The sequence below is a fragment of the Hyphomicrobium sp. 2TAF46 genome, from assembly GCF_052114865.1.
GTDB lineage: Bacteria > Pseudomonadota > Alphaproteobacteria > Rhizobiales > Hyphomicrobiaceae > Hyphomicrobium_B.
Genome location: NZ_JBFRFO010000006.1, coordinates 150,110 through 176,105, shown reverse-complemented (window position 1 = coordinate 176,105; position 25,996 = coordinate 150,110). Strand labels below are relative to the sequence as shown.

Sequence of the window (25,996 nt, the reverse complement as noted above, 5' to 3'; positions counted from 1 at the left end):
GGTGCGGAAACGTTTTCCCGGAAAGCCTTAGCGACCGTTTAACAAATAAGTTCCAATGTTTTGCCGCTTTCGGGGCATAGGAGTACTAAAGTTGAGCTTTCATCTGCGGTTTATTGTCATGCGTAGCTTCAATATTGCGAATTGTTCAGCTGCTGCCCTTGCAGTCGCGACATGCTTGCTTGGTGCTGCCATCCGCCCTGCTCCGGCGGCGGCCGATCCGAAAGAGGTCGGCGTCTGGTATGACGACACCGGAAAAGGCGCCGTCAAGATCGAGATCTGCACGCCGACGACGCTATGCGGAAAGATCTACTGGCTGCAAGAGCCGATGGCCAGCGATGGCCAACCGAAGGTCGACAGATACAATCCCGATGCTTCGCAGCGCAGCCGTCCGATCTGCGGCCTGCCGGTGCTGGGCGATCTCGTACAGCTCTCCGGCGGCGGTTTCGACAACGGCTGGGTCTACGATCCCAAGGAAGGCAAATCCTACGACGTCGCCCTCGACCTCATTAATGCCGATACGCTCAAGGTCACCGGCTACAAGGGCATGCGCTTTTTGGGCAAATCTTTCATCTGGACGCGCGCTCCGGCCGATTTGCCGTCCTGTGCTCCCGACGCAGCGGCGGCTCCCGGTCCGGTAAAGAAACAAGCGGCGGGCGCCACGACGAAGAAGCCCAACAAGACCGCTGCAGGGGCAGCTAAGCCCGCGGCAGCAACGAACGTCGCGGCGGCGCCGCACAAGAAGAAGCCCGCCGAGAAGGCGGTCGCGACGCAGCCTCAGCCGCAACAGGCGCCGGTTGCTTCGAACTAACCGAAACCGAATTCTGAAACAGAAAAGGCGGCGCCAACATCGGTTGGGGCCGCCTTTCTGCGATAGCGCCACATAGAAAAGAGAATGCCGGAAGACGGCGGCTGCTACTCAGCCGCCCCCAGCTGCTTCGAACCGGTCGAAGCGGGCTTTTGAACCGCGACCTTGTCGGCCTGGCGGGCCAGCAAGCGGTCCACGAATTCCATCGTCCGTTCGACGACATAGCCGCGCTGACGATCGAGCGTGACCAAGTGATAGCTGTCGTCGAGAACCGAAACTTCGACCATGCCGCCGAGCTGACGCTGGAGTGCCATCGTATTCTTGATGTCGCTCTGGTCGTCGTGGCGCGGATGGAAGATCAGCGTGTGGAGCTTCACGAGCGGCAGCATCGGCCGGACGTTGCGCACGAGGCAGAAGAATTCGTAGACGGTGCCGCCACCACGCTCGGTGATGTCGGCCGGCATGTTATCGCTGCCGCGCATCGAATCGAGCGCGAAATTGCGGACGCGCTCATCCTTGATGCCATAGGGCGCCGGTGTCCGGAATTTGAAGAGGCGGGCTGTCCACTTGTCGGTGATGAGATGGAAGAGCTTGATCGCCTTCGGGATAGCCCAGCCATTAACGGCGAGCGTCGGGGCGTAAAGCATCACGCCACAGGCTTGGTCTTGGCGATAGGCGGCGAGCCTCAAGGCCAGGATCGAGCCGGCCGAAGCGCCACCGATAATGACGTTGTCACAAACGCTGCGCAGGTGATCGAACGCGTCGGAAACCGACTTATACCAGTCCTGCCAGGTGGAAAGGCCGGAGACGTCGGTGCCGAAGGTGAGGCCCGGAACTACGGGGCAATAAACCGTCAGACCCTTACGGGAGAGCGCATGCGCGACAGCTTTCATCTCAAGCGGCGAGCCGCCCAATGAATGAACCAGCAAAACCCCCGATTTCCCGCCGGGAATGTAAACGCTTCCGCGAGGAGGCTGAAATTTTTCTTGGTTTTTCATTACCTACGTTGAACTCGTTATTACCCTGTGGGTCGCTAATACGACGGGGTCGCTTCAGATGCCAACGCAACTTTGTCGCGTCGCCGCGGATTTGAGCTATTTTGCAAATACCCTCAGTTCAGATTTGGTTTGTGAAGGTATTACGAAGTAGCTGAAAACACCATAGGTTTTGACCTCCGGATACTGACGATTGGTTAAGGTGGACTTCATGCCGCGCCGCCGTTTGCCGTGAAATTGTTACCGCATTGCGGAACAAGGCTACGCCTTCCCGGGGGAAACTTAGGTTCTTCAGGATACAGTCTCCTTCGAGATCAGTATTTTTGAGAGCGGAACGGGTAAGCGATCTGGAGCAGATGATTATCCAGCAACCCCGAGCTTCTAGACACTGTTCCCACGTAATCGATGCTTTATACTTAAACCGGCGTTACCGGCCGCGTCCCGCGGAAGCCCACCGGTAGGATCGGCCGGGGACTGAACTGAAGTGACCGTTTCCTTGCGTCTGCCCGTTTCGCTGCTGACCGCTACAGCGATGATATTGTGCCAGATCCCGCTGCGGATCGCCGTCGCCGAGCCCATCAGCCGGGCGGATTATGAGGCCTGTCAGGCCAAGGACGACGCCGCGCTCAGAGCCGCCGTCATCGGGATCGCGACGGACGCGATCAAGAACGGCACGAAATCTATTGATTACAAGGCCTTAGTTGCCGACCAGTGGCGGCAACGGAATCTCGACCAGATCATCGACAGCCGCGTCGATATCGCGGTTGCGGAGATAACGAACGAGACGAGCTGGTCGGAGCGGCTCCAGTCGCTGGCCGACAGCGAGAAGTCACAACAGCTGGCCACCGCAGTTGCCGAACGGGTTTATCGCTCGGATGCGGTGAAGGCCGGGATCGAGGATCTGGCCACCGGCGTTGCGACCGAAGTCGGCAAATCGATCGAATTCGCAAGCTCCGACGCGACCGGGCCCCTCCTCGACTGTCTCAAAGCCTATGTTGGCCCCCGCTATGGAAGTTCCGTCGCCGACGCTCTGGCCAGCGATGCGAGCAAAGGCGTCGTCGTCGATCCCAACAAGGGCACAAGCGGCGTATCGGCCGGTTCAGTGCTGAAGGAGTCGAGCGGCGGGCTCGCCGGCGCGACGATCCTGATCGTGCGGCGCCAGCTCGCCAATCTCGCGGAGCGTGTCGGCCAGCGCATCGTCGGCAGCGTGCTGTCCCGGCTGGTATCGGTCGTGGCGGGCGGCGTCGGCCTTGTCCTCATCGCCAAGGATCTCTGGGACTTCCGCAACGGCGTGCTGCCGATCATCGCCACCGAAATGAAGGCGCCAGCGACCAAGGACAAGGTTCGCGAAGAACTTGCCAATACTCTTCGCGACCAAATGAACGAACACGTTGCGGAGATCGCGAACGCCGCCGCGGACAATGTCATCAATGTCTGGCAAACGTTTCGGCGGGCCCATGCACTCGTTCTGAGAATTGCGGACGAGAACGGTGAATTCCGGAAGTTCCTCGACGGCGTGAAGCCGGATGCGTTGCCGCGGCTCGACGAGGTTGTGTCGATCCTGGTCGCCTCGGAAGGCGAGCCCGCCATTTTGAATCGCCTGCAGGACGGATCGCTGAACACCGCCGTTCACCTGATGCCGGAGAAGGGCCTCGAAATCGCGCGCGACCTGAAGTCCGTCGGTGCGGGGCTCGACTGGTCGGCACTGGCGGGCGACCAGCTCGGAAAGGTCACCGACTACGAGTTGCATAAGCGGATATCGCCGAAGGATCTCACCCGGGCTTCCCTCGACCGCATTCTGGCACTCAATGACCGGATCGCGATCATTCGGATTGCGAGCGTTCCTCCGGATGCACGCGAGTTGCTGTTCACGCTTGGCTCGAGCGATCTCGACAGCCTCCTCAGGTCGCTGTCAGAGGATGAGCTTCGGGCGCTCGCCGGCTACCTCTCCGGATTGAAGCCGGGGCCGCGCGAGAAGGTGTTGCGGGCCGTCGCCGCCGATCCAGCCAAAATGCAGGTCCTGGCTTCGCGCCGGGTTCGGGAGCGTATCATCGCGAGCAGCGATCAGGGCGCCGCGGCCGACATGATGCTCGCGCCGGCGGCCGGGTATTCGACCAAGGTGCTGGGGGACGATATCAAGCTCGTCTGGGATGGCCGGGTGGCGCCGCTGCTGCTCTGGGATAAGCATCCGCAAGCAATTGCCGGGGCCGGTCTTATCGGCTTGATATTGCTGGCTTGGTTTGCGCGGCTGTTTCGTCCGAGGCGCGTGTCCGTCGCACCCGCCAGCCCTTCCCAGCGCACGTAGACAAATCGGCACCGCCCAAAGCTTTCCACATGCAATCGGCCGCGCATCGGCTCAACGGGCTTTGCCGCCTGCTATATAGATTCGCGATTGCGAACCCATGAGACCAAGGGGGATGACATGCGCGTTCGATTGAGAGCCGAGGAGGGAGTGCACGACATGGGTTTGAAGGCGCCAGGCATTGTAACTTTTATGCTTTCAGTGATCCTGACGGTGATCGTTCTGATGTCGAAGTTCTTCGGTGCAGAGATCCCTTGGCTAACGGGAAATGAGTCGTGGGCGATGCTCGTCTCGTACCTAATTCTTATGCTCGGCTGCATGGTTCGCGGCATGTGAGGCGACGCGCGGAGTGATCCCTTTTTCAGCGGAGTTCGTTGCAATTTTTCGTTTTCGTGAGACCGTCCATTTACTATGTGCGCAGGTGTCGCGCGGCATCGAGCGGACTAGAGCATCGTCATGCTGCTGAGTATCGAACAGGGCATGCCGAAAGAGATTCCTCAAGTCTTTGCACGCCGCGCGCGGCTTTCATCGAAAGCCATCGTCACCGCGGTTGCGTTGACGTTAGCGGCTCTTGCTGCGATCGCTATCGCCTCGCGCCAAGACACGAAGACTTCGGTCAAGACACTAAGTCCTGTTACGCAATTGCCTGCCAAAGACCGATCGCTCCTAGTGCCGGTTGTCGCCCAGTAGGCGCGGCACCAGAGGTTCGGCGCGGATAAGCCCGCGCACAGAATTCCCGAGATAAATCCCGCTGGCCGCGTTGACGTCTTCGATCGTCAGCGCGGCTTCGACCGCTCTTCCCTCGTCGATGAGCGCGGCCCGAAGCGTGCCTGGCAGCAGACCGGCTGCAAGCCGCGGCGTCAGGAGCTTGCCGTTGCGTTCGACAAAGATCGTCGTGCGGCTGCCTTCAGCGAGTTCGCCATTCTCATTCAGATAGATAACCTCGTCGGCGCCGAGCGTTTCGGAGTAGTGTTTCCACTCCCGGTCATAAAGCTCGCGGCGCGTCGTCTTGTGATAGAGGAACAGATCGCCGCTGTTTACGCGCGTGTCGGAGATGACGTAGCGCATGACGGCATCGGCCGCGCTTTCCGGCTGCGGCGTTACGGTCGCGGTGACGCCTCCGTCCTCATCGAGAAGCAATCGCACACGCAAGCGCTTGTCGGGCTCCTCCGCGATCGCCTTGTCGATCGCGTCGCGCACCTTCGCGGCGTCGTAGACGTATCCGAAGTATGCCGCCGACGCTGCCAGCCGGGCCAGATGATAGCCCCTCAGCCACACGCCATCGCCCGGCACGTAGAGCATCGTTTCGATCAGCTCGAACCGGCGGACAGGGTCGGTCAGGAACTTCATTTTGAGCAGGCACTCGGCATATTCTTTCGGACCGTCGGAATCGGCGACGATGCCGGAGCCAATGCCCATTTCGCCCGCGCCCTTGCGATCTATAACAGCCGTCCGGATGACGACGTTGAACTGGGCCGAACCGTCGGGTGAGAAATTTCCGATGGCCCCGCAATAGACGCCACGAGGTTCGGTTTCCAACTCGCGGATCAGTTCCATCGCCCGGATTTTCGGAGCGCCGGTGATCGACCCCGGCGGGAAGATCGCTTTCAGAATATCCCTGATGCCGACGCCTTCCTTCAGATGGGCGCGCACGCCGGACGTCATCTGATGGAGGGTCTTGAAGGTCTCGATCGTGAACAGATCCGTCACGGTCACCGACCCGAGGTCGGCAATACGTCCCAAGTCATTGCGCATCAAATCGACGATCATCAGATTTTCGGCGCGATTTTTGATGTCGGTGGAAAGGCCCTGCCGCACCTCCGCCTCGCCCTCGGGCGTGCCGGCGCGCGGCGCCGTTCCCTTCATGGGCCGGGTCTCGATGACGCGATCGTGCAGGTCGATAAAGAGCTCTGGCGAGGCCGAGAGGATGGTGACATCGCCGGTATCGACGAGACCCGCATAGGCGACGCGCTGCTTCAGCCTCAGGTCGCGGTAGAGGGCGAGCGGAGAGCCTTGGAGATTGAACTTCGCCTTGAAGGTAAGATTGAGCTGGTAGATGTCGCCGCTGCGTATGTTCTTTTGGACTTCTTCGAAGCGCTTCAAATAGGAGACGCTGTCCCAGCTATGGGCAAGCTCGCCGAGGGTCGGATTTCCGATCGCCTCCTCCGTCAGCCATCCCTGCACTTCTGCGCCCGTCATTTCGCGCGGCGCTGAATAAAGGCCGAACCAGAGGAACGGCACTTTACGCCGTTCGGGCAAAAGATGCGTCAGCTTCGACTCGAGCAGATAGCCAAGCTCGTAGGAGAAAAATCCTGCTGCGTGCAGGCCACGGGAAATGCCAGCCTGTAGGGCCGCCAGCGCGGCTTCGACGTCTTCAGGAGCGTCGGCGCGAATGATCTCGAGCGGCTTCTCGAAGAGCTTCGATACGGCTTGCAGACTCGTACTGTTGTCGAGCAGCACGAAACCCTCAGCGAGACTTGGCGAGGCCGGCCTGGCAGAGCTTACTTGGGAGGGGGCCGACTCGGCCGTCCCCACAGTCTTTGAGGAAGATGAATGCATGCGCCGCTTCTAGCGCGGCCGCCGCGGGATTGCCACTCCGTCCTGCTCGCCAAATCTGCGCGATTTCGCCCGGATGTTCGTGGACGACCGCCAAAATTGGAATCACGAAAATTCTAACGAGGCTCGCACCGAGCCGGCCGCGAGAAGGTTCGCGAAGCGTTCCAACGTCGTGACCGCCCGATCCGTGCTTCGGCAACGGGGTCGCTTTATAGCGGACAGCTCACCTGCGAATGGGCCGCACGGGTCTCACCGGGCGAGATGGTGCGTGCCATACGGAATAGGCATGGGCCGCGAGACCGATGCCCCAGCCAATGAGCACCCAGTAGAACCAGATCGTCTGCGGGTTCAAAAGATTGATGATTAGAAGGCCTACGTTGACGAGCACGTAGGCCAGGAAGTGAAACCTGAAGCCTGGGTTTTGCAGCAATCTGTCCATTTCGGCCTCCGACCGACACATGTGCGAAATCCGCCGCCCTTATGTACCGGCTTTCCCGCCGTCGCGCTCAAGAATCTATCGTCAATTGTCCGTGTGCCTATCGGAACCTTGTCTTCCTTGCGAGCGTTCAAACCCGATGCACTTGCGGATGCACAGCAAGTGCCGATCACGCGGGCGTTTTGGAGAACCCCCATGGGTACGAGTGAGAAGCCGAAGGCTCAGATCGATAAGGAACTCGATGAAGCCTTGAAAGAGACGTTCCCGGGTAGCGATCCCATTGCCGTCGACCGGAAGCGTGATGAGCCCGTGCGACCCGTCGATCGGCGCCCCCCGCTTATCGATCGAGACCTCGTCGAAAGGCTTTCTGAACAAGCCAAATCCGAGCGGGTAAAGTCAAAATAACAGACATAACGCTTGTGGCCGGGAACGCCGGCCAAGCCTCGCTCCGCACACCACATAAGTTCGACCGGACAACGCATGTCGTCTGGTCGCATTTATATATTTTGTTTTTTGCGTCCCTCAGCTAAGGCCCAGGATTAGGCGAAGGCGCGGGATGCGTCGGGCTGGCGTTGGGCGAAGACGGCGATGTTACGGGTTTAGCTACAGTCGAAGCGCCTGTATTTGTCTGATCGACGGTCGGGCTGACGCGGCCATAGAAATACCAGCCGATAAGCGCCAACGCGATTAACAGTGCGACAATGCCAATTGACGATGAACCTGTCGTCGGGCGGGAAAGGTCGTCAACTTCCCTTCGCTGACCCGTTTGGGGATCGGTATAGATAGCCATTTCTGCTTCCTCCAGCATCGGTTTGAAAAAGTAACGGATCCGAAAAGAGGAAGGTTCCTGGCAGCCTCAAAACAATAAGCCGTTCTTTCAAAACGATGATAATGAGCAATCTGGCCTTACGCGCACGACTGGAAGACAATTTATGACAATTCGACAGGTTGGAGCCCTGCCCCTGCGAAAGACGCGCGACGGACTGGAGGTCCTGCTCGTATCGTCCAGAGAAACGGGACGATGGGTCATTCCGAAAGGATGGCCTTCAAAGCGGTTGAGTGATCCGGCCGCCGCGGCGCGCGAGGCCAAACAGGAAGCTGGCGTCACCGGGAAAATTTCAGGCATACCGATCGGCAGTTACCGCTATCGGAAGATCATGCTGGACGAGACACGAGTCCTTACCGTTGCTTGCTACGTGCTGTGGGTGAAGAAGCAACGGAAGCGCTGGCGCGAACAGGACGTGCGGACGCGCGTCTGGTTTCCGCAGGACGAGGCCGTCAGAAAGGTGCGGGAGCCCGGGCTAAAGACACTCCTCGCCAGTCTCGACGGCCGGCGCAAGCGCTAGAGCGTTTCCGCTTTTTCTCTGAATTGCGAAAACGCTCAAGCCTTTTGTTTTGACGCAATTCCGGACGCAAAACCGCAGCGCACTTTTGCTGGAATTGCTTTAGGCGGCGCCACGCTTCTTCGTCAGCGGCATTGGCGGTGGTGCGTTTTCCCAGCCAAAGACCGAGCGGCCGCCAAGGAGCGATGAATTGGCGCGTTCCTCAGCGATGAAGTCATCGAAAGACGGGCCATCGGCGGTGTGTTCCAGCTGCCTCGCCTGCTCATCCAATCTCTTCAGCGCTGCAAGCGTTTCGCTGTTTCCAAGCTTGGCCTTTTGGACGGCGGACTTCAGAACCTTGATCGTTTCATCGTAAACTTTCGTCGGGACCGGATAGGGGTGCCGGTCCTTGCCGCCGTGTGCCAGCGAAAACCGCGCCGGATCCTGGAACCTGTAGGGCGCGCCGTGCAGCACTTCCGCGACCATGGCAAGCGATTGAACCGTTCTTGCGCCAACGCCTGGCGTCAACAGCAAATCGGGAAAATCCTTAGGCCCCTGTTCAGCGGCGGCCGCGAGCGTTCCATGAAGGCGGCGTATGAAGACGTCGCTAGCGCGAACCTCGTGGTGCGCGGGCATAGCAAGATGAGGCAACGAAAGTTGTTGCCCGTGCTCGGAGTGGGGTTGCGTTTCCGCCAGCAGTTCCGCGACGATCTTATCGGGACCCAAGGTCGAGAGCAGATCGAGTTGTGCCGATCGTGATGCTTCTGCCCTGCGGTCCGTAAGGTTGACGATTTCGCCCTGATCCGGACCGTCGATCGCCGTGTGCGGCTCATCGATGAAATTCGACCGCGACTGCGAATGCCAATGGTAACGGCGAGCCTGCCGTTTCTCCGTGTTCATGCCTTGCTGGACGACAGTCCAGTGTCCCTCGCGGGTGACGAAGAAGCCGTGAAGATAGAGATCAAAGCCGTCCTGTACGCCGGCGCTGTCGACCTTGGCGACGAGCCGGCTCGTCCTTGTCAATTCGTCAGCGTCAACGCCGGCGCGCTCACCTACGAGATTCAATTCCTGCGGCGTCTGACGCGATTGCTTGCCGCGGCCGCCGCAGACGTAGACCCCGAGTTCGTCCTGCAGGGGGCCCAATCCCCGTTTCAGCGCGCCGATGACGCTCGTCGTGACACCGGAGGAATGCCAGTCCATTCCCATCACGGAGCCGAATGACTGGAACCAGAAAGGATGGGCAAGGCGGGCCAATAATTCGTCCCGGCCGTATTCTTCTACGATTGCCCGACATATGACGGCGCCGAGCGCCGCCATGCGGGCCGACAGCCATGCGGGAACACGGCCGCCATGAAGCGGAAGATCAGCGCTGCCTGTACGTCGTGCCATCGGCTCCATCAGAACGACCTCTGATAAAGATATGATGAGTCGGTGGATGCGACCACAGCGACGCGCCTTCGCTCAGCTGCAGATCGCGGCGCGCGCGCTCGAGGGCCGCTTCGAATTTCGCCTTCCTGTCCAGCCGGGACGCACGTGCCCGTCGCGTGAAGTCGCGTAAATTCATGCACCGTTTCCTCTAAAATTTTCGGGATATGCACGGGCAGTTCCGAAGTACCGATTCCTCAGAAACTTCGGACCTTTGCCATTTGCGGATGGTCAACTACCCCCCGACCCTGGTGGTTCCGAGCAACCGGGCTCATCCTCTTTCTTGCGGCGAACCGGCGCAGTCATGAGCAACTGCAATCCAATCGTTCTAACGCGCGGAACTTCTGCTGGTGATCCGAGCGATCGGCGTCGCTGAGCTGCCGCCGGAAGAAGATCTTGCCAGTGCATCGAGAGAAGCCAGCCCGGTCGTCGATGTCGCGCCGGAAAAATTCGACAGGAAGGTTGCGGTGGAGGCCGGTTCACCAAGGACAGGCGGATAAAAGCTCGGTGAGTTAGCGGACGGCGCAGGTGCCGAAGGCGTGGCCGGCGCAAGTATCGTGTTGAGCGAGACGCCTGTTGCCGTCTGCGGTGTCGTTACGACATCAGCACTCAAAATCGAGACATTCGAACTGTTCGGATCAATCTGGAGCGCCTGTGGGCTCGCTGCCGCCGCATCCAGCCTGATGGTCTCGGTCGGCGAGGGGTTCACAATGGACGGCACTTCCGAACTCGATTGGTTTGTGAGGACGCCGTTCGCCGGCGCCGGCGTCAGCGGTGAGGTATTGGGCGTCGGGGTCAGCGGACCAATTGTCGTGGCCGGCGATGCGCCCGAGGGCGCGGCCGGCGTGCTGACCTGTTGAGCCATCGCAGCCGACGAGACGCCAACGATGAGACCAGCGGAGAGGGCTACTAAAATTTTGGCCATGGTCTTCAATCCTGCTTACGCGTCATCACCTAGGAACTTAAGAGACGACTCACAGTTCCGAACCGAGACTGAGCTGTACTCTCTAGTGGGAAGCCGTCCTGGCGCAGTTGTGTGCGCTACTGTGTGCGCTACGCTGAGTTAACCGGTCGCAGTCTCTTCGCTGCCTGATCGCCGCATCCGCAGCGTTACATAGGAAGTGCGAAAGCGAAGGCCTCACTTAGCGAAACCGTCCGCCGATTGCGGAAAATTACGGCATTCGAGATCAATCACTCGTTAGCGAATAGAAGTGCCTGTCTTGAGGGATGCGTAACTTGACGAGCGACTTGTCGACTTTTGCAAAGCACCCATACCGCTTTATCATCGCAATCCTGGGCGGCTACCGGTGGGGGCATCTCGCTATCCTGCTGTCAGTGATGGCCGCCGTCACCTTTTCGGTTTCCACGCAGTACGGCTTGAAAAAGCTGGTGGACGCGCTTTCCGATCCTTCGCGACACGGGACGGTTTGGTTCGCCTTCGCCTTGCTCATCGGATTTATCGCGGCCGACAATCTCTCGTGGCGGCTCGCCGCGTGGATCGGCCATTCAACGTTCACGGGCGTTTCCGGACGGGTGCGGCGGAAACTTTTCCGGCATTTGACAGGGCATGCTCCGAGTTTTTTCCAAGGTCAGGCTCCCGGCGCGCTCACGAGCCGGATCACCGCCACCGCCAACGCGCTCTACACGACCGAGACGATGGTAACGTTCAATGCCATGCCGCCGCTCATCGCGACGGTCGTTTCGATTATCTATTTGACAACGGTCAGCGTCGCGATGGCGTTAACGTTGAGCGGCGTGGTCGGGGTCGTCGTCGTTCTGATGTTCTACTGGGCGGCGCGCGGCACGCCGCTGCATCACGGATACGCTCGCGAAGCCGCGAACGTCGACGGCGACATGATCGACGTCATTTCCAATATCTCGGTCGTGAAAGCCTTTGGAAGGATGCGGAGCGAGCACCGCCGGCTCGGCGGCGTCATCAGCCGTGAAGTGCGCGCCCGCAAAAAGAGCCTGTACTTTCTCGAGCGCCTCCGGATCTTTCATGCCGTTACCACCGCAGTGCTGACATGCTGCGTGCTCGCCTGGTCGATCGTGCTTTGGCAGCGAGGAGAAGCAACGGCGGGCGATGTCGTCCTCGTTTCGACGCTTGGTATTTCCATACTGAGCGCCACGCGCGATCTTGCGGTTGCGCTCGTCGATGTAACGCAACATCTGGCGCGTTTTTCCGAAGCGCTGACGACGCTCCTTACGCCGCACGCCTTGCCCACCGTTTCGTCGGCGAAACGTATGGCAGCGGCACGCGGTGCGGTGGAATTCCGTGACGTCAGCTTCGCCTATCCCGACGGCAAGCAGGTCTTCTCGTCGTTGAGCTTCAAGATCGAACCTGGAACGCGGGTTGGAATCGTCGGCCCCTCGGGGGCAGGGAAATCCACGCTCTTTTCCCTCATCCAGCGGTTCTACGACGTTCAATCGGGCGCCATTCTCATCGACGGCGAAGTCGGCGCGCTGCTGCCGGACGATTCCTTGAGAAAGGCGATTGCGGTCGTGCCTCAGGACGTCAGCCTCTTCCATCGAACGCTGCGAGAGAACATTCGTTATGGGCGGCCGGACGCCAGTGACGAAGAGGTTATGGCGGCGGCCAAGATGGCGCGATGCCTGAGCTTCTTCGAGCAGTTGCCTGACGGGCTCGATACCATCGTCGGCGACCGGGGCGCCAAACTCTCAGGCGGTCAACGGCAACGGGTTGCGATCGCGCGCGCATTTTTGAAAAACGCGCCCATTCTTCTTCTCGATGAAGCAACCTCCGCGCTCGACAGCCATTCCGAGGAATTGATCAGGGAAGCCCTCACGACGCTCATGCACGGGCGAACGGTGATCGCGATTGCCCACCGCCTGTCGACGCTTCGCAACTTTGACCGCATCATCGTCATTCAGAACGGCGAGGTGGTGCAAGACGACACGCCGGAAACCCTGATCAGCAAGGCCGGCGCGTACAAATCACTCGTCGATCTCGAAGTCCGTCGTCTGAAGTCGGCGGCAGCGTAGCGCGCGCGATTGGCCGAGCGATTGCCGGCGAAACAAATTTTTTATGCCAGCACGACTTTTGCGCCGTTGCGGCAATCTGTGACGTCGATCGACACGCCGCCGTTCTTCCGGCGCAAAATGAAGTCGGCAGAACCCGCGCCTGCCCGCATATTGCGAACCGTCACTTCGCCAATGCGCTCCGGCAAATACGGAGCGCTCAGCGTGATGGTGCGGGTGGCACCGTCGATTTTGAGGCCCATCAACGATTTCAAGAGATGGGGCATCGAGCCACTCGCCCAAGCTTGGGGCGAACAGGCGACCGGATAAAGGATCGGCTCGCGGCCCGCACGGCGACGAAAGCCGCAGAACAGTTCCGGCAACCGCCTTTGCGACATATTCAGCGCGGCATCGAGCAAGCCATTAAAGACGGTGTCGACCTGATCCGATCGTCCGTAGCGCGCGAAGCCTGCGCCGATCATCGCGTTATCGTGCGGCCAGATCGAGCCATTGTGGTAAGACATCGGGTTGTATCGCGCCTCGGTGCTCGCGATCGTTCTGATGCCCCAGCCGGAGAAGAAACCCGGCGACAGCATCTGCTCGATGACGCGCATCGCCCGTTCGGGACACGCAATGCCCGAACTCAGCGCATGGCCCGCGTTGCTCGATCGGACATCGAGACGTCTCTTTCGGCCATCAAGGCCCAGGGCATATGTGCCGATCTCAGGCGACCAAAATTTTTCCTCGAACTGCTTCTGAAGAGCGGCCGCTTCAGCCTGGAGACGGCGGGCCAGATCGTCGTCGCCCTGCATCCTGGCCATGCGTGCCGCTGCGTTCTTCGCCTCGTACACATAGCCTTGCACTTCGACCAGCGCGAGCGGCCCTTCGGCGAGAGTTCCGTCCCTATTGAAAATTGCGTCGTGACTGTCCTTCCATCCCTGGTTCGACAGCCCGTTTTCGGTTTCGCGGGCGTATTCGACAAAGCCGTCGCCGTCCGGATCACCAGGCCCGTTTATCCATTCCAGCGCTTTGAGGATTGCCGGCCAAATTTCGCGGAGAAATTCCTTGTCTTCGGTCGCCTCGATGTAGGCTCCGGCCAAGACGACGAAGAGCGGCGTGGAATCGACGCTGCCGTAATAGAGGCCGAAGGGGATTTCGCGCAGCGCCGCCATCTCGCCGCTACGCATCTCGTGGAGAATTTTGCCCGGCTGGGCGTCGGCGGCGGCGTCGTGCGATTGAGCCTGATAACGAGCAAGGCGCCGAAGGACGCCGCGGGCTATGCACGGGTCAAGCCAGAGGACTTGCAGTGCCGTTATCAGCGCGTCCCGACCAAACGTCGTCGAATACCAAGGCGTCCCCGCGTAGGGATAAGGTCCGTCCGGCGTCTCGGTGATCAACAATCGCAGATCCGCCAGCGAGCGCTTCAGCACGCTGTCGAGATCGGGATGGGAGACCTCGATACTGGTTGCCTGGCTCTCCGAACGGCGAAGGTGGCGTTGCGCGTCCAGCAATCCTTTGACGTAGTGAGTGCATGGGACTTTTGCGCGATCGCCGGCCGCCACCGATGTTACGTAAACGCGCTGCGATCCCTTAGCAGGAATATGGAGGCGAAAGAACGCCGACGTCTCCTTCAACGAGACGGGCTCAGGATCAATATGGACAGTCGTTTGACGGATGACCCGATCTAGACCCGAATACGAAAACCCGACGGAATGCGGAGATTCCACGTGCCTGCGAACCGTTCCACGCTTCTCGCGGCGCATGCCCCGCACCTCAAAGATGTCCAAGAAATCGGCATCGAAGAAGATCGTGACGGGCAGATAGAGATCGATATTCGAATGGTTGGTGAAGACCAGCCGCTGGCGCAAGCTGGCGTCACGGACATAGGTCGTTCTGAAAACGTGGACGACGTCCTTGTGCAGCCAAAGGGCGCCGTTCGAGTAGACGTCGGTGTTTGTCAGATCGGAGCAGAGCTGGAGATCCAGCCGGCCGAGCGTCGAGCCGAGAAGCAACGGCGGACGTCTCGCTATCAGCATCTCGAGACGAGATAGGTACCTTGTATCGTTATAAAAGAAGCCGTCCGCGTGGTTGCCGAATGCGCCAATGTCACCATGCGTGTCGACGACGACGAATGCATCGTCGTGCTTCAGCGTTTCATGAGCGCGCGGAGAGCTGTCAGCCTCAGCGTGTATCCGCTCAGGCTCGTGCTCGGGAGAATGATCAGGTGGCCGGGATGGCGCGACTGCCATCGCAAAAAACTCCGTTCAAAAAAAGATCGCGCCAAGCTAAATATTAGACGCTTTCGATGGCGGCTGCCACTGCGTCAATTGACGAGAGTTTCGTGGGGTGAGGTGATTTCTTCGCTGCGAGATGCCGGCACGCGGCCTGCCGTCGCAAAAGCCCGTGCATAGAGCGCAACGTAAGCTTTCGCCATCGATCCGGCCGTAAATCTTTCGTCGAACCGGTCACGAATTCTCACGCGATCCAGCGCCAGGACGCTCGGCAGCGTGGCGATGGCGTTTTCGACGTTATCTACGATGAAGCCGGTTATGCCCTCGTCGATAACCTCTCGAACAGAGCCGTGATCGAATGCTAGAACCGGGGTTCCGCATGCCATTGCCTCAATCATGACCATGCCGAAAGGTTCCGGCCAGTCGATCGGGAAAAGCAGGGCCGAAGCCTCTCCTAGAAATTTTGCCTTCTCCCGGTCGCTGATTTCACCGACGAAATGAACATCGTCTCCCTGAAGCAGAGGTTTAATTTTTTCCTCGAAATATTCGACGTCGACCGCGTCGACCTTGGCCGCGATTTTGAGGGGGAACCCGGCGGCGCGCGCGATTTCAATGGCGCGATCGAGCCGCTTTTCAGGCGAGATGCGGCCCAGGAATGCAAGATAACCGCCGCGTGGATCGAATGTCGGACGGTGAAGCGCCTGCGGCAGGCCGTGATAGACCGTTCCTGCAAATTTTGCATGGGGGATGGGCTCTCGCTGCGAATCCGAAATGGACACAAGGCTCATCTCAGGGAAGGCGCGATAGAGAAGCTGAAGGTCCGGAAGGTCCTGACGTCCATGGAGCGTCGTCAACGTCTTTTGTGCGATCGTGCGAAAGACGGGAAACTGAAACTGATCGATGTGAAAATGGATAACGTCGAAGGCCGAAGACATGCGCCGGATCTTATCGACCATCATCATGTAGTAAGGAATTGGATCGCGTACCTCCGGATTGGACCGCAGCGATTGCTCACAACACGAAACAAGTTTTGCCGACGTTATGGAATCTCCGCTCGCAAAGAGCGTTACGTCATGACCTTGGGCGACGAGTTCTTCAGTCAGATATGAAACAACCCGCTCCGTTCCCCCGTAAAGTTTGGGCGGAACGCTCTCAATCAAGGGCGCGACCTGTGCGATCTTCATGCGTACGTCCTTCCCGTGGTCGGAAAGTTTAACGTAGCGGTGCTTGAATCGTTCCCCGATTACATGCGGCGCGATGACAGACGGCGTTTCGATGAATCGCACCACGCACACACGAGCGCGGCGCTGAGCATTCCTTCAGAGACATCGGATGGCGTAGGGAACTTTCTCCCTACGCGCGTGAGCCGTGCACGCGGCCACGACGAACATCACCGAACGACCGCCCGAAAACGCGAAACGTGCGGATGCAAAAAATTCGGACCGAGCGCTTACGAATTCGACGCGAGATACTACCGGTTGCGGAGATTCGGGTTCCGCTGCGTCGGATCGGTGAAGAACGGATCGTAGTTCTGCTTGATCGGCGCAGGATACGTCGAGGTAGTGGGCGATGGAACGGAGCCCGCCGTGCCGGAATCAGGAAGGCTCGACGGCGGGATTCTGACCATCGGCGCGGCTGGCTGCGTCAGCGTTGGCGAACGAAGGCGCGTTTGCGCATGGACGGGCGAGGCGAAGAGCGCCGCAACAGTGACAAGTATAAGAGTCGTTTTCATTTTGCCTCCGTTTCCCCCCGATCGATAATGCGAGACGCCCGTAGTGGCAACGTGTCTGAATGCCCATCCCCCATGCACTCTTAGAAACCGGGACCCGCGCAACGGCCGAAACATCGGGTTTGGTCCCCGAATCGCGTCAGAAATTCTGGGTGATCCACGTGGCAGCCGTTGGGCAATCTGGAGATACCGAACGCTCCCGTCTGTTAGCGGCTAACATTGCGTTTGTCGGGGCACTCATCAAGATGGGGCGGCGCGATGAGGTTCACGAATGACATTATGATGACGCGCGAACGGGTGCGCCGAATTTCGGCGCATCGACGAAACGGCGATTCGATCGGATTGGCGAGATCACGGAGCAATGAAATTTCGCCTGCCGCCATCTGCTGCGAAAGTGGATAGAATTCCTTTGGGTCTCATCGAAAACAAGGCAACCGACAAAGACCTGCGAGTCCGCCGTGTAACACTTGTCTTAGCAACCAACGTCCGACGCTCCTAAAACCGGGCGCAACGCCTGGAGGACTGAAGACGGCTGGGCCCGACGCGTGCCAGCATGGGTTTCGACTGAACTTCTGTTGCTGATGCGGAAGGTGAGCCGATGGGAAAGCTGGTTCTTCTGAGTGGTGAGCGCGCAAAGAAAGAGTTGGAAGAAAAGCAGCGAATTATCGCTGGACTGAAAGAGCTTCTGGCCCGCGCCGAATGCGGCGACCTGAAAGCGATTTGCTACGCAAGCGTCGATGCCGACGGCCAGAACGTCACTCTCGGAATTTTGCAGGATGACAAGACGGGCCTGCACGAGCTGATCGGTCTATCGCAGATGCTGAGCGACGCTATCCTTCAAAGCGCGCGGGATTAGCCGCCGGGTTACTTACCGCCGAAGAGTGCGCCTCCGTCTCTTTTTGGAGCGCTCGTTCGAGTCTCTGAAACCGTGCGCGAAAGTTCTGCGCCGCGGAGAGCGCTTTATAATCAGTTCCGGTCAATCTGACCGCTGATGGTGCGCGCACTCATTTTCATTCGGAGAGAGACAGTGAAGACCATAGCAATCGCCCTTGCGGCTTGCGCGATGATCGCGGGCGGCCTGGCGACAGCTTCTGCTGAAATGGCCAGCCCGAGAGAGAATTCGCTTGTTCAGCCGACGCACGGGCGTAGCGGCGGCGGATGGGGTCCGGATGCCGGCGTCTTCGTCGACGTGCCGTGGGAAGCCTTGGGAAATACCAATGCCCCTCCCCCTGATCCCAATGCCAATCGCTGTCGCGAGGCCCGTCACGCATGCTTCGGACAGTGGGGTACCGACGGTCGCCAGTACGGCCTTTGCATGCAGCGTCGCGGATGCTGATTTGCCACCCTTACGAGATGCGGGCGAGGCGAGGTTGAGGTGAGAGGCAAGCGCCGCTCACCTCATGATCTTCAAGCAACAGGCTTGTGCTTCGAAGCGACCTTCTTGTGCGTGTGCTTCGACGCATAGTGCTTCTTGGTGTGCTTGGAAGCGACGTGCTTGTGAGAGTGCTTCGAGGCGATGTGCTTGTGGGTGGGCTTCGATGCATAGTGCTTCGTGGGCTTATGCGTCGCATGCGCCTGGTGATGATGGCTGTGGTGCACATGTTTCACCGGCTTTTCGGCTGCACTCGCGACGCTTGCGCCAAGCATCATCGCGGCGGCGGCCAGGGCCACTGTCATAGCGGTCTTCATTTTTAGGCTCCTAGTTTTTCGAAACGTCTCTTTCGACGTTGGCCCCTGTCATAGGGTGCTTCGCCTGTCGCATAGATGAACAAATCGGCTGATTCGATATACAGTTTCGTAAGGTGGGTGCGGTCGTTAATTCCGGATTGCGACGGCGCCAGAAAACTTTATCGGAATAGCTATCGCATATTGGCAGTCAATTAATTGGCGCTTGAAATTCCAGAAAGCCGTTTGCCGGCTCGCCTATCAGTTTGCGGCAAATAAAATGGCAGAGGAGCGGACAGCCCGCTCCTCTGTCTCGCGATCGCAGATTTACGACCTACTCGTTTTCACCCATGAATTTCTCGGCGGCCGTCACCAAGCTCGCCTTGGGATTGGCCTCGCAATAATCTGCGATATCACTCGTTTGCTTAATGAATTTCTCAATATCCAGGATCGTCGAGCCATTGTTGTAGCTAGCATGATAGCCAGCGAGCCACATGAACGTATCACCGATATTCTTGCGCACATCCTTGTTCGTCAAAACCGTTTCGCATGTGACGATTGCCAGGTCGTAGCTTTGGGGGCTGGCGTCGTCGATGTTGTCGCCCATAAACTTTTCGCTCGCCGATAGCACGCCGATTCCCGGATGTTCGGAACAAAATACGACTGTTTTATTGAAGGCGTCGGATAGTTTGTCCCAATCAACGACCGTGCCCTGTTCGGCGGTCGCATGATATCCGCCCATCCAATTCAGAATGCCGTTGACGAATGACAGGTCGCTCGGCGTCTTCGCTTCATAGGCCGAAATCAATCTCTCGCAGCTGATTGTCGATACGTCGATCGGGTCGGCTGCTGCCGCGAGCGGAAAGATTGCCCAGATCAACAACGACGACAGAACAGAAAGGAAGACACTCTTCATCGAACGGCCCCTGATGAAACCACCGACCGGCGCAGCTTGCGGGTCGGAGACGCGGGATGATCCCCAGCAGGACGACGCTAGTGCAAAGAGGTTAATAATCGCCGGGAGCACACGCGTGAAAGAACTTGGATCGAGCACGACGCACCGATCGCACAACGGCCATTTGCTCAGTTCACGCCGTTCATTTGCAGGTGCCGAAGGATTCGATAAATCCGTAACGAGGCACGCTGATTGCACGTCGCGTTCAGAGCACAGCGTTGAAGGGCCGCCCTTGCCTTGTTTCGGGACAATGTCATCTGGGTCGATTTCCGGATCTCGAAAGACATCAGAGACAAGCAGGCCTTATCATTTGCCGAACGCATGAACGCTAGCTCGGCGCGAACACGCCGACATCTCGCGGCCTCCAGAGCTGCGCTCGACGCGATCATGCGCACGCTTGGAGGCTGGCCGAGCGGCTCCAAACCAAACGAGAAGTCATAACCGCGAACGCTGATCCTGCCTTAAGACGCCTTTCGTCGGGAGGTGCCCGCGGGATAGATGACCTCGCCTCCATCTACCCCATACTGCGTGAGGTCGTGAGGTTCCAAACTGCCGGCCGAAACAACGATCGGGACCTTGAGGGCTTTGACGGCGTCGCAGAAGTCCAAAGTTTCCTTTTCGACGTCGAACTCGATAACGACAGAATTGACCTTCGTTTCCTGCACGAAGGCGAGTGCCTGTCCGTATGATCCAAAGACGTAGGCGCTGCCGCTTCTCTTGCGGCGCGTATCGCAAAAACGCATTGGGTGATTGGTCGAGCGCTCGACGATGACGATTGCTCTGTAGCTTCCCATGTCGGGTACCTCTAAGCCTCTCGGCTTCAGGAGCGGGATTTCCGCAGTCCCTTGAGGTCAATCTATCGGCGGCTCAAAAGGTGACAATGGATAAAGCGTAGAGCCGCAAAAATATCTGTGAGTTCGGTCGAGGATATCGCGGCGATGCTCCTCGCGCGCCTACGAATGGACATGATCACGGTGGCCGAAACCTCGGATCGAACAGCAGAAATGCAAGCTCCGCGAATTCGGCGTTGGAGTTCCGCTCGGCGGAGGCATGGGTCGGATCACGGATGTGTGGCGTCGTAGTGCGCGGCTTGATTGTACATGACGTACCGGCCGGCCACGAACCCAATCGCGACGAGGATGCAAGCGATGGCAAAGAGTTTGGCGTGGCGATGCATTGGACCTCCGATCACCGAGACCCCCGTGTCTGCCACAGGGCGATCCTTCAAGTCGAGGGCGTTTCGTCGAATGTCGAACCGAAGGCCGGTTAAGTGATTTCGGCCACCCGACGCGATATATCGATACCGGCGGAAGGACGGGGAATTGACGATCGGCTGGACTCGAGGCGAGGCGACCGGCCGTTACTCTATGATGCTGCTCGGGGCACTGGACGAGACGAATAGCTGGAGAACAGTCAACCGTGGGTTCGGATCGGTGGATGCTTGCACTGGACGCCAATGCGTTCAGCTATTGGATCGAGGCGATGAACGCGGCCCCGGAGCAACCTTCGGGACGATTAGCCGAAGAGAAGCTCGCCCTCGTCCGAATATTTCTCTGGATGCCGCCTGAAGCCGGTTTCCATTTGGTGCCCACAGTCAAAGTCGAATACGAGGCGATACCCAATCACGCGAAACGCGATTGCCACATCGCCTGGGCGCTGAGCCAAGTTTCCGAGATCCAGCCTTCTCCTCAGGAGGCCCTCCTCGCTAAGCGCACGGAGGAACTCGTTTCCTATCGCGTAGGTGCGAGCGACGGGAAAATCATTGCCGAATGCGAGCAGGCTCGCGTCGGGGCGCTGTTGACCTGCGACGGAAAGCTCATCGAGCGGCTTCGAATGGAAACGCGCGTTTGGCTGGTCCGGCCGTCGGAGTTTTGGGATCGCATGCGGATCCCAAGAGGCAGTCCTCCGAACAGGAGACCTGCAGACGGAAGCCCGCTACTTCAATGCTCGTGGTGGCAGTGGTGACGCAGACCTCGGGATGTCTCTCTGGTCATCTGCAAACACAATCTCTCTTATTTTAACTTTCCATGCGAAGTTTATTGCGCGCTATTGCGACGCGACAATTGCATTTGTTGTCGGCGCGCGGTTCCGGATACGCAAGTATTATCCGAAAGACATAGGCCAAATGCATATAATCAAAAGCGACCAACCATTACAAACCGAGCTTATCGTTTATGGCTTAGAGAGACCTTTTTGATTGGAAGAAGGATACTCAAAAAATGGCTCAGAAACCTCACGAACATCACCAAAAAGCCGCCGAGCATCACGAGCAGGCTGCCCAGCACCACAAGGAAGCTGCCAAGCACCACCAGGCAGGCCAGCACGAAAAAGCTGCCCATCACGCCCATTTGGCAGAGGCGCATCATATCCACGCAAAAGAACATCACGAAGAGGCAGCAAAAGCTCATCTCGCAATGCACGGCACTAAGCATTGATCGTTACATGCGTCCGTCGCAATACGGTGTGATTTAGATCTCGGTCGCGGGAGTGTGCGCGGCAACGCCGACACTGCCGGTTCATATCAACCAGAAGCCTCGCTCCAAATATTCGGATTGGGACCAGACTTCGAATGGCGTTTCTGCACCTCTCGCGATCCCTCTCGTCGTAGCAGCCCGGTTCAAGCATAAAGTCGCACTTGCCCAGACGCCGGCGGTGTCGCGAAGAATGGACCGAAGAAAATCGCGTGCCAAACCTGGATACGTCGCACGATGTTTGATAGAAGCGCGTATGTCCTTCTCGTCGCTGCTACGTATTCTGATTTGGGCGTGCTTTGCTCTAACGGCGAGCCAGGCTCCGAACGTCGCCTCCAGCTTTCCAGACGTTAAGCCTCCGCACGTCTCGACTTGGGGGACGAAGGACGAGAATTTCGTCGCGCCCTCACGGCTCCAGATCGTTTCGAATTTTCAATCCTTCATCAAATCGGATGCTGGGTCGAACGGTCATGATTCCGCAGACGCGACCGGCGGCCATGCGGCTGAGCCAGAGCTTCGCAGTGAATTTTCGACGTGGATGCGGCAGGCTCATGGACTGGGCTCGTATCATCTCGCTCAATCGTCGAATGATCCTCGCGCGCCGCCTTTCGGCTGAGCTGTCTCTACTCATCATCATTCTAACGCCGCAAATGCATCAAGCGTCGCCACTGGGCGAGGCTTAGCTGCGGCATGCAACAATGGAAATTCAAATGGATGACTCCGACCTGACTTTGGCCGCTCCGCATTCGACGGTTTCAAAGCGCGAAAAAGAGCTCGAAGAAAAGCTCGGCTCCCGGCTGCTTTTAATTTGGCTACTGGGAATGATCGCAAGCGTTGAATTGCTCGTGATCGTGCACGTTCTTAGACACTAGAAGGAAAGACCGCAGCCGGATCAGATGCCGGCTGCGGTTTCCGTTATGACGCCTGAGGCTTTCGCAAAAGTCTCAATGTGAATGAAAGTCCTGTCGCAGACGCCGCAAAATATTTCCCCGCAATTCATGGGAGTTTCTCTCGAACCCAAGAGCAAGCGGCGATAAGCTGTGGCGCACAGGGATTGCCCAAGCCGCGCTAATGTGCCGGGTCGGCAAGCGCCACGTTGGGCACCTCGATTTTCGGGGGGTTTCGATATTGCGGACCATCACTTCCTCAATCGCTTTCGCGATCCCCGGCATCTTGATCTATCTCGTTGTGCACTTGGCGTTTTGGCCGGCGCAGATGTCGCCAGACTCTTTAGATCAATGGCAGCAACTGCTGACTTGGGACTTTGAGGATACACATCCTGTCAGCGGCACTTTGTTGAATTGGATGTTTTACCGCATCGTACCCAGTCCGGCCTTCGTGGTCTTCGCGCACTACATGCTCTTCGCGCTGGCGACCGGCTACTTCCTAACGGAGTTGCGCCGCTGGGGCGTTGCTCTCCCGATCCTCGTGGCGGCCGCCGTCCTGTTTCCGCTGTTCCCTCCGAACTTCCTCACGGTAACCACACTATGGAAAGACGTGCCCTTTGCAACGGCGCTCATCGCCTTGACCGCTCTCTTGCTCCGAGGCGCCCGCTCGGGTTTCATTCTGCCGGTGTCGGCGTGGGTGGCCACGGGGGCAGCGGGGATCGCCCTCGTCCTGCTTCGCCACAACGGTGTCATTGTGGCGGCCGGTGTCTTCCTGGTCCTCTGCGCCGTGCGGCCCGCACGCGTGCCTGCCGCCACGCTCGCCGTCGTCCAGATCGTGGCATTCGTCCTGTCGAAAACGCTCCTCCTTATGAGCATCTCCGCAGCGCCGCAATCCGCTCAGCTGCGCAGCATCATTGCGCTGCCCATGCTCGCGGCGATGATCCGCTCCGATGTGCATTTATCGGCCGAGCAGGAACAGACGATCCTCGCCATCGCGCCCCTCGAGGCGTGGAAGTCTGTCCCTTGCGGGAATGTCGTTCCGTTCTATTTTGACGATCCTCGCGTTTCGCACGCCGGCATCGAACCGGACAAAGTCTTCTCGACCGCAGGCTCACTAGCCATTCAGCATCCTATCGTTGCCTTGCAGCAAGAGCTTTGCATGACGGAGCTGTTTTGGCGGCCCTGGGCGCGGTCGCACGAGCAGGTCGCGGACACTCCGCTCGAAATCACGCAGAACGCACTCGCGGCGCAGCTCAAGCTGACCACGCAATCGAAAATTCCTGGCCTCGCCAATTGGCTGCGCTGGTTTCGCGGCCGCTATTTCAACGGCAAGGGTCCGTTCAACCGGCCGGCCCTCTATCTCCTCGTTGGGCTGATCGCGACAGTAAGGCTGACGATCATTGCCAACCCGCTGTTATGGGTGTCCTGGCTGCCGGCGGGATTGAACTGCGCGAGCCTGATGCTTCTCATCCAATCCCAGGAATACCGCTTCGTATGGCCTTCGGTTGCGGTTTCGTTGCTGATCGCCGTTTTTGCCGCTGGCATCGAGGTCAGCCGCCGCCAATCAACGGCGACACTTCATAATGCTCGTGTTATCGCGTCGGACTCCTAACCAAGCGCGGTACGCACTTTAGCAGTCAGCCCGCGTCGCCGCCGCCGTCGGCGAAACTTGGCTGGGCGCCCTCCGGTGCTTTCTTGCGCGGGTCGACGGTCACTCGCCGTCCATCGGATTTCGGCCCCTTGAAATAGTCGTGCATGGCCTCAAGGAAAAGCGGCTTCAGCCCCTCTCCGCCCGCATCGATTATACCTTTCATGGCATCACGCATCCGCCGCTCCCACGTATTGTGGATGTGCTTGGCGATGCCATCCAGAGCTTCGGACTTCGGATAAACCTCGAAGTACTCGGTGATCTGATTGGCCATTTGAATGAGATGGGCTCTTTCCATGGAGCACCTTCGTTCTTTAGGACACCGACCGCTTAACGCTGCTATTGCGGACCCTGTTCCCAAGATTGCATCCAAAGAGCGCGACCTGCAATCGACAAAAGTCGTTGTCTGATCGATTTCTGAGGCTGCATTTGTGCGTCGCGCAACGACGGCAATAGCTAATACCCGGCGAAAGAGACCGGGCCGTTCGTGATCGCTTTCTAGGCAATCCTTTTGACCAAAAGGAATAAGCAAACACCGCATAAGCATTGCGAAAAAACTTCGTAGACGTTCCGAGCTTGCGACGTCAGCCTTCGAAACCATAGGCCTTCTCAGCGCGTGTCGGGGGACTCATGGATCGCAGGCGCCTTATGCTTCAGGTTGCTCTTGTGGCGACGGCGGTCGCTTCAACGATTTTCGGGTCAAGCCTACGGGCCGAACCTCAACATGAGGTTCGTGTCGGATACCAAAAGAACGGCATTCTCGTTATTGCTCGTCAGCAAGGCATTCTGGAACGGCGTCTTGCAAAAGAGCATGCGACAGTAAAATGGGTCGAATTCAGCTCCGGGCCACCGTTGCTCGAGGCGCTTGGCGCTGGCAGCATCGACATCGGTCAAACGGGAGATGCGCCGCCGATTTTCGCCCAGGCCGCAGGTGCCAATCTCGTCTACGTCGCAGGTCAATCGATCACGAATGGGCAGGGCATCCTCGTTAAAGCCAATTCACCGATCCACACGCTCGCTGATCTCAAGGGCAAACGCATAGCCTTCACGAAAGGCTCGAGCGCGCACACGGTCATCCTTCTCGCTCTCGAAAAAGCCGGGCTGAAATATAGCGACATCACTCCCGTCTACCTCAGCCCGCCTGACGGAGCGGCGGCGTTCGGGAACGACAGCGTCGATGCCTGGGCCGTCTGGGACCCGTTTTTCGCAGTCGGGGAAGTGAAGTACGGCGGCCGTATCCTCGTGAAGCCCTCAGAGCTTGCCAAGACGAACTCGTTCTATCTCGCGAATAAGACGTTCGCCGCGGACAACAGCGCGCTGCTGCGGGAAGCACTCGACGGTCTTTCCGAGACCGCATCGTGGGCCGACGCACACCGCGCCGACGTCGCGAAGTCGCTTGCGGCCGTGACAGGGCTCGATCTGAAAATACAGACGCTTGCCGCGAACCGGTCATCGTTCGTGGTCGGGAAGTTATCGCGTGAGATCATAGCGTCCCAGCAGCACCTTGCCGGCCGCTACTTCGAACTCGGCCTGATCCCCAAGCCCATCGTCGTCAAGGACGCCATCTGGAATGCACCCCAATCGTAGTTC

The 25,996-nt window shown here is 58.7% G+C and carries 28 protein-coding genes; 15 read left to right on the top strand and 13 right to left on the bottom strand.

Annotated features, from left to right (window positions below):
* Positions 1-91 precede the first annotated feature (91 nt).
* Positions 92-808, top strand: coding sequence for a DUF2147 domain-containing protein (locus AB4Z24_RS14045; protein ID WP_441709126.1), 717 nt, complete (start codon positions 92-94; stop codon positions 806-808).
* A 104-nt stretch (positions 809-912) separates the two neighbouring features.
* Here the strand turns inward: AB4Z24_RS14045 and AB4Z24_RS14040 are convergent, their stop codons facing one another.
* Positions 913-1,734, bottom strand: coding sequence for an alpha/beta hydrolase (locus tag AB4Z24_RS14040; RefSeq protein ID WP_441709125.1), 822 nt, complete (start codon positions 1,732-1,734; stop codon positions 913-915).
* A gap of 550 nt (positions 1,735-2,284) precedes the next feature.
* On the opposite strand from AB4Z24_RS14040, the gene AB4Z24_RS14035 reads away from it, so the two are divergent.
* The 3 genes from AB4Z24_RS14035 to AB4Z24_RS14025 all read left to right on the top strand — a co-directional run bounded on the left by AB4Z24_RS14035 (position 2,285) and on the right by AB4Z24_RS14025 (position 4,792).
* Positions 2,285-4,105, top strand: a complete 1,821-nt coding sequence (locus AB4Z24_RS14035; protein WP_441709123.1) for a hypothetical protein — start codon at positions 2,285-2,287, stop codon at positions 4,103-4,105.
* Positions 4,106-4,222: 117 nt separating this feature from the next.
* On the top strand, positions 4,223-4,438 hold the full coding sequence (locus AB4Z24_RS14030) for a hypothetical protein (RefSeq protein WP_441709121.1): 216 nt from the start codon (positions 4,223-4,225) through the stop codon (positions 4,436-4,438).
* A 120-nt stretch (positions 4,439-4,558) separates the two neighbouring features.
* Positions 4,559-4,792, top strand: a complete 234-nt coding sequence (locus tag AB4Z24_RS14025; RefSeq protein ID WP_441709119.1) for a hypothetical protein — start codon at positions 4,559-4,561, stop codon at positions 4,790-4,792.
* Here AB4Z24_RS14025 and pabB read toward each other — a convergent pair.
* Both pabB and AB4Z24_RS14015 read right to left on the bottom strand, forming a co-directional pair.
* Positions 4,769-6,562, bottom strand: a complete 1,794-nt coding sequence (gene pabB / locus AB4Z24_RS14020) for an aminodeoxychorismate synthase component I (RefSeq protein WP_441709117.1) — start codon at positions 6,560-6,562, stop codon at positions 4,769-4,771. The two genes, AB4Z24_RS14025 and pabB, sit on opposite strands and share 24 nt — an antisense overlap.
* 319 nt (positions 6,563-6,881) lie before the next feature.
* Positions 6,882-7,097, bottom strand: coding sequence for a 2TM domain-containing protein (locus tag AB4Z24_RS14015; protein WP_441709115.1), 216 nt, complete (start codon positions 7,095-7,097; stop codon positions 6,882-6,884).
* A gap of 192 nt (positions 7,098-7,289) precedes the next feature.
* On the opposite strand from AB4Z24_RS14015, the gene AB4Z24_RS14010 reads away from it, so the two are divergent.
* Positions 7,290-7,499, top strand: coding sequence for a hypothetical protein (locus tag AB4Z24_RS14010; RefSeq protein WP_441709113.1), 210 nt, complete (start codon positions 7,290-7,292; stop codon positions 7,497-7,499).
* Positions 7,500-8,026: 527 nt separating this feature from the next.
* On the top strand, positions 8,027-8,440 hold the full coding sequence (locus AB4Z24_RS14005) for an NUDIX hydrolase (RefSeq protein ID WP_441709111.1): 414 nt from the start codon (positions 8,027-8,029) through the stop codon (positions 8,438-8,440).
* Positions 8,441-8,539: 99 nt separating this feature from the next.
* On the opposite strand, the gene AB4Z24_RS14000 is transcribed toward AB4Z24_RS14005, so the two are convergent.
* The gene (locus AB4Z24_RS14000; RefSeq protein WP_441709109.1) at positions 8,540-9,805 is read right to left on the bottom strand and encodes a DUF763 domain-containing protein; all 1,266 of its coding nucleotides are present in this window, start codon (positions 9,803-9,805) and stop codon (positions 8,540-8,542) included.
* Positions 9,806-9,851: 46 nt separating this feature from the next.
* On the opposite strand from AB4Z24_RS14000, the gene AB4Z24_RS13995 reads away from it, so the two are divergent.
* Positions 9,852-9,974, top strand: coding sequence for a hypothetical protein (locus tag AB4Z24_RS13995; protein ID WP_441709107.1), 123 nt, complete (start codon positions 9,852-9,854; stop codon positions 9,972-9,974).
* Between the two features lie 195 nt (positions 9,975-10,169).
* Here the strand turns inward: AB4Z24_RS13995 and AB4Z24_RS13990 are convergent, their stop codons facing one another.
* On the bottom strand, positions 10,170-10,766 hold the full coding sequence (locus AB4Z24_RS13990; RefSeq protein WP_441709105.1) for a hypothetical protein: 597 nt from the start codon (positions 10,764-10,766) through the stop codon (positions 10,170-10,172).
* A 302-nt stretch (positions 10,767-11,068) separates the two neighbouring features.
* Between AB4Z24_RS13990 and AB4Z24_RS13985 the strand changes: the two genes are divergently transcribed.
* On the top strand, positions 11,069-12,844 hold the full coding sequence (locus AB4Z24_RS13985; protein WP_441709103.1) for an ABC transporter ATP-binding protein: 1,776 nt from the start codon (positions 11,069-11,071) through the stop codon (positions 12,842-12,844).
* Positions 12,845-12,885: 41 nt separating this feature from the next.
* Here AB4Z24_RS13985 and AB4Z24_RS13980 read toward each other — a convergent pair whose 3' ends face one another.
* The 3 genes from AB4Z24_RS13980 to AB4Z24_RS13970 form a co-directional block, all read right to left on the bottom strand.
* Entirely contained in the window at positions 12,886-15,069 is a 2,184-nt protein-coding gene (locus AB4Z24_RS13980) for an amylo-alpha-1,6-glucosidase (RefSeq protein ID WP_441709101.1), read from the bottom strand.
* Between the two features lie 74 nt (positions 15,070-15,143).
* A complete protein-coding gene (locus tag AB4Z24_RS13975) occupies positions 15,144-16,235 on the bottom strand; it encodes a glycosyltransferase family 4 protein (RefSeq protein ID WP_441709099.1) in 1,092 nt (363 codons plus the stop codon).
* A gap of 287 nt (positions 16,236-16,522) precedes the next feature.
* On the bottom strand, positions 16,523-16,783 hold the full coding sequence (locus AB4Z24_RS13970) for a hypothetical protein (protein ID WP_441709097.1): 261 nt from the start codon (positions 16,781-16,783) through the stop codon (positions 16,523-16,525).
* A 595-nt stretch (positions 16,784-17,378) separates the two neighbouring features.
* Between AB4Z24_RS13970 and AB4Z24_RS13965 the strand changes: the two genes are divergently transcribed.
* The gene (locus tag AB4Z24_RS13965; protein ID WP_441709096.1) at positions 17,379-17,636 is read left to right on the top strand and encodes a hypothetical protein; all 258 of its coding nucleotides are present in this window, start codon (positions 17,379-17,381) and stop codon (positions 17,634-17,636) included.
* A 171-nt stretch (positions 17,637-17,807) separates the two neighbouring features.
* Positions 17,808-18,116, top strand: coding sequence for a hypothetical protein (locus AB4Z24_RS13960; RefSeq protein WP_441709094.1), 309 nt, complete (start codon positions 17,808-17,810; stop codon positions 18,114-18,116).
* Between the two features lie 71 nt (positions 18,117-18,187).
* On the opposite strand, the gene AB4Z24_RS13955 is transcribed toward AB4Z24_RS13960, so the two are convergent.
* The 4 genes from AB4Z24_RS13955 to AB4Z24_RS13940 form a co-directional block, all read right to left on the bottom strand.
* Positions 18,188-18,469: a hypothetical protein gene (locus AB4Z24_RS13955; protein WP_441709092.1), complete on the bottom strand. Its 282-nt coding sequence runs from the start codon at positions 18,467-18,469 to the stop codon at positions 18,188-18,190.
* Positions 18,470-18,779: 310 nt separating this feature from the next.
* Positions 18,780-19,361: an HdeA/HdeB family chaperone gene (locus AB4Z24_RS13950; protein WP_441709091.1), complete on the bottom strand. Its 582-nt coding sequence runs from the start codon at positions 19,359-19,361 to the stop codon at positions 18,780-18,782.
* 500 nt (positions 19,362-19,861) lie between these two features.
* A complete protein-coding gene (locus AB4Z24_RS13945; protein WP_441709089.1) occupies positions 19,862-20,194 on the bottom strand; it encodes a hypothetical protein in 333 nt (110 codons plus the stop codon).
* 266 nt (positions 20,195-20,460) lie between these two features.
* Entirely contained in the window at positions 20,461-20,613 is a 153-nt protein-coding gene (locus AB4Z24_RS13940) for a hypothetical protein (RefSeq protein WP_441709087.1), read from the bottom strand.
* A gap of 224 nt (positions 20,614-20,837) precedes the next feature.
* Between AB4Z24_RS13940 and AB4Z24_RS13935 the strand changes: the two genes are divergently transcribed.
* The 4 genes from AB4Z24_RS13935 to AB4Z24_RS13920 all read left to right on the top strand — a co-directional run bounded on the left by AB4Z24_RS13935 (position 20,838) and on the right by AB4Z24_RS13920 (position 24,370).
* Entirely contained in the window at positions 20,838-21,365 is a 528-nt protein-coding gene (locus AB4Z24_RS13935) for a hypothetical protein (protein WP_441709085.1), read from the top strand.
* A 254-nt stretch (positions 21,366-21,619) separates the two neighbouring features.
* Entirely contained in the window at positions 21,620-21,835 is a 216-nt protein-coding gene (locus tag AB4Z24_RS13930; protein ID WP_441709083.1) for a hypothetical protein, read from the top strand.
* 292 nt (positions 21,836-22,127) lie between these two features.
* Positions 22,128-22,487: a hypothetical protein gene (locus tag AB4Z24_RS13925; RefSeq protein ID WP_441709081.1), complete on the top strand. Its 360-nt coding sequence runs from the start codon at positions 22,128-22,130 to the stop codon at positions 22,485-22,487.
* A gap of 512 nt (positions 22,488-22,999) precedes the next feature.
* Positions 23,000-24,370 carry a hypothetical protein gene (locus AB4Z24_RS13920; RefSeq protein ID WP_441709079.1) on the top strand — a complete coding sequence of 457 codons (1,371 nt, stop codon included), beginning with the start codon at positions 23,000-23,002 and terminating at the stop codon, positions 24,368-24,370.
* Positions 24,371-24,395: 25 nt separating this feature from the next.
* Here AB4Z24_RS13920 and AB4Z24_RS13915 read toward each other — a convergent pair whose 3' ends face one another.
* The gene (locus tag AB4Z24_RS13915; RefSeq protein WP_441709077.1) at positions 24,396-24,704 is read right to left on the bottom strand and encodes a formate dehydrogenase subunit delta; all 309 of its coding nucleotides are present in this window, start codon (positions 24,702-24,704) and stop codon (positions 24,396-24,398) included.
* Positions 24,705-25,054: 350 nt separating this feature from the next.
* On the opposite strand from AB4Z24_RS13915, the gene AB4Z24_RS13910 reads away from it, so the two are divergent.
* Entirely contained in the window at positions 25,055-25,993 is a 939-nt protein-coding gene (locus tag AB4Z24_RS13910) for a sulfonate ABC transporter substrate-binding protein (RefSeq protein ID WP_441709075.1), read from the top strand.
* Positions 25,994-25,996 lie beyond the last annotated feature (3 nt).

Coding starts and splice junctions, on each gene's coding strand:
- AB4Z24_RS14030 (WP_441709121.1), top strand. CDS start 4,223: ATGCGCGTTCGATTGAGAGCCGAGGAGGGAGTGCACGACATGGGTTTG.
- AB4Z24_RS14025 (WP_441709119.1), top strand. CDS start 4,559: ATGCTGCTGAGTATCGAACAGGGCATGCCGAAAGAGATTCCTCAAGTC.
- AB4Z24_RS14015 (WP_441709115.1), bottom strand. CDS start 7,097: ATGGACAGATTGCTGCAAAACCCAGGCTTCAGGTTTCACTTCCTGGCC.
- AB4Z24_RS14010 (WP_441709113.1), top strand. CDS start 7,290: ATGGGTACGAGTGAGAAGCCGAAGGCTCAGATCGATAAGGAACTCGAT.
- AB4Z24_RS14005 (WP_441709111.1), top strand. CDS start 8,027: ATGACAATTCGACAGGTTGGAGCCCTGCCCCTGCGAAAGACGCGCGAC.
- AB4Z24_RS14000 (WP_441709109.1), bottom strand. CDS start 9,805: ATGGCACGACGTACAGGCAGCGCTGATCTTCCGCTTCATGGCGGCCGT.
- AB4Z24_RS13995 (WP_441709107.1), top strand. CDS start 9,852: ATGCGACCACAGCGACGCGCCTTCGCTCAGCTGCAGATCGCGGCGCGC.
- AB4Z24_RS13990 (WP_441709105.1), bottom strand. CDS start 10,766: ATGGCCAAAATTTTAGTAGCCCTCTCCGCTGGTCTCATCGTTGGCGTC.
- AB4Z24_RS13985 (WP_441709103.1), top strand. CDS start 11,069: ATGCGTAACTTGACGAGCGACTTGTCGACTTTTGCAAAGCACCCATAC.
- AB4Z24_RS13980 (WP_441709101.1), bottom strand. CDS start 15,069: ATGGCAGTCGCGCCATCCCGGCCACCTGATCATTCTCCCGAGCACGAG.
- AB4Z24_RS13975 (WP_441709099.1), bottom strand. CDS start 16,235: ATGAAGATCGCACAGGTCGCGCCCTTGATTGAGAGCGTTCCGCCCAAA.
- AB4Z24_RS13970 (WP_441709097.1), bottom strand. CDS start 16,783: ATGAAAACGACTCTTATACTTGTCACTGTTGCGGCGCTCTTCGCCTCG.
- AB4Z24_RS13965 (WP_441709096.1), top strand. CDS start 17,379: ATGGGAAAGCTGGTTCTTCTGAGTGGTGAGCGCGCAAAGAAAGAGTTG.
- AB4Z24_RS13955 (WP_441709092.1), bottom strand. CDS start 18,469: ATGAAGACCGCTATGACAGTGGCCCTGGCCGCCGCCGCGATGATGCTT.
- AB4Z24_RS13950 (WP_441709091.1), bottom strand. CDS start 19,361: ATGAAGAGTGTCTTCCTTTCTGTTCTGTCGTCGTTGTTGATCTGGGCA.
- AB4Z24_RS13945 (WP_441709089.1), bottom strand. CDS start 20,194: ATGGGAAGCTACAGAGCAATCGTCATCGTCGAGCGCTCGACCAATCAC.
- AB4Z24_RS13935 (WP_441709085.1), top strand. CDS start 20,838: ATGCTTGCACTGGACGCCAATGCGTTCAGCTATTGGATCGAGGCGATG.
- AB4Z24_RS13930 (WP_441709083.1), top strand. CDS start 21,620: ATGGCTCAGAAACCTCACGAACATCACCAAAAAGCCGCCGAGCATCAC.
- AB4Z24_RS13925 (WP_441709081.1), top strand. CDS start 22,128: ATGTCCTTCTCGTCGCTGCTACGTATTCTGATTTGGGCGTGCTTTGCT.
- AB4Z24_RS13915 (WP_441709077.1), bottom strand. CDS start 24,704: ATGGAAAGAGCCCATCTCATTCAAATGGCCAATCAGATCACCGAGTAC.
- AB4Z24_RS13910 (WP_441709075.1), top strand. CDS start 25,055: ATGCTTCAGGTTGCTCTTGTGGCGACGGCGGTCGCTTCAACGATTTTC.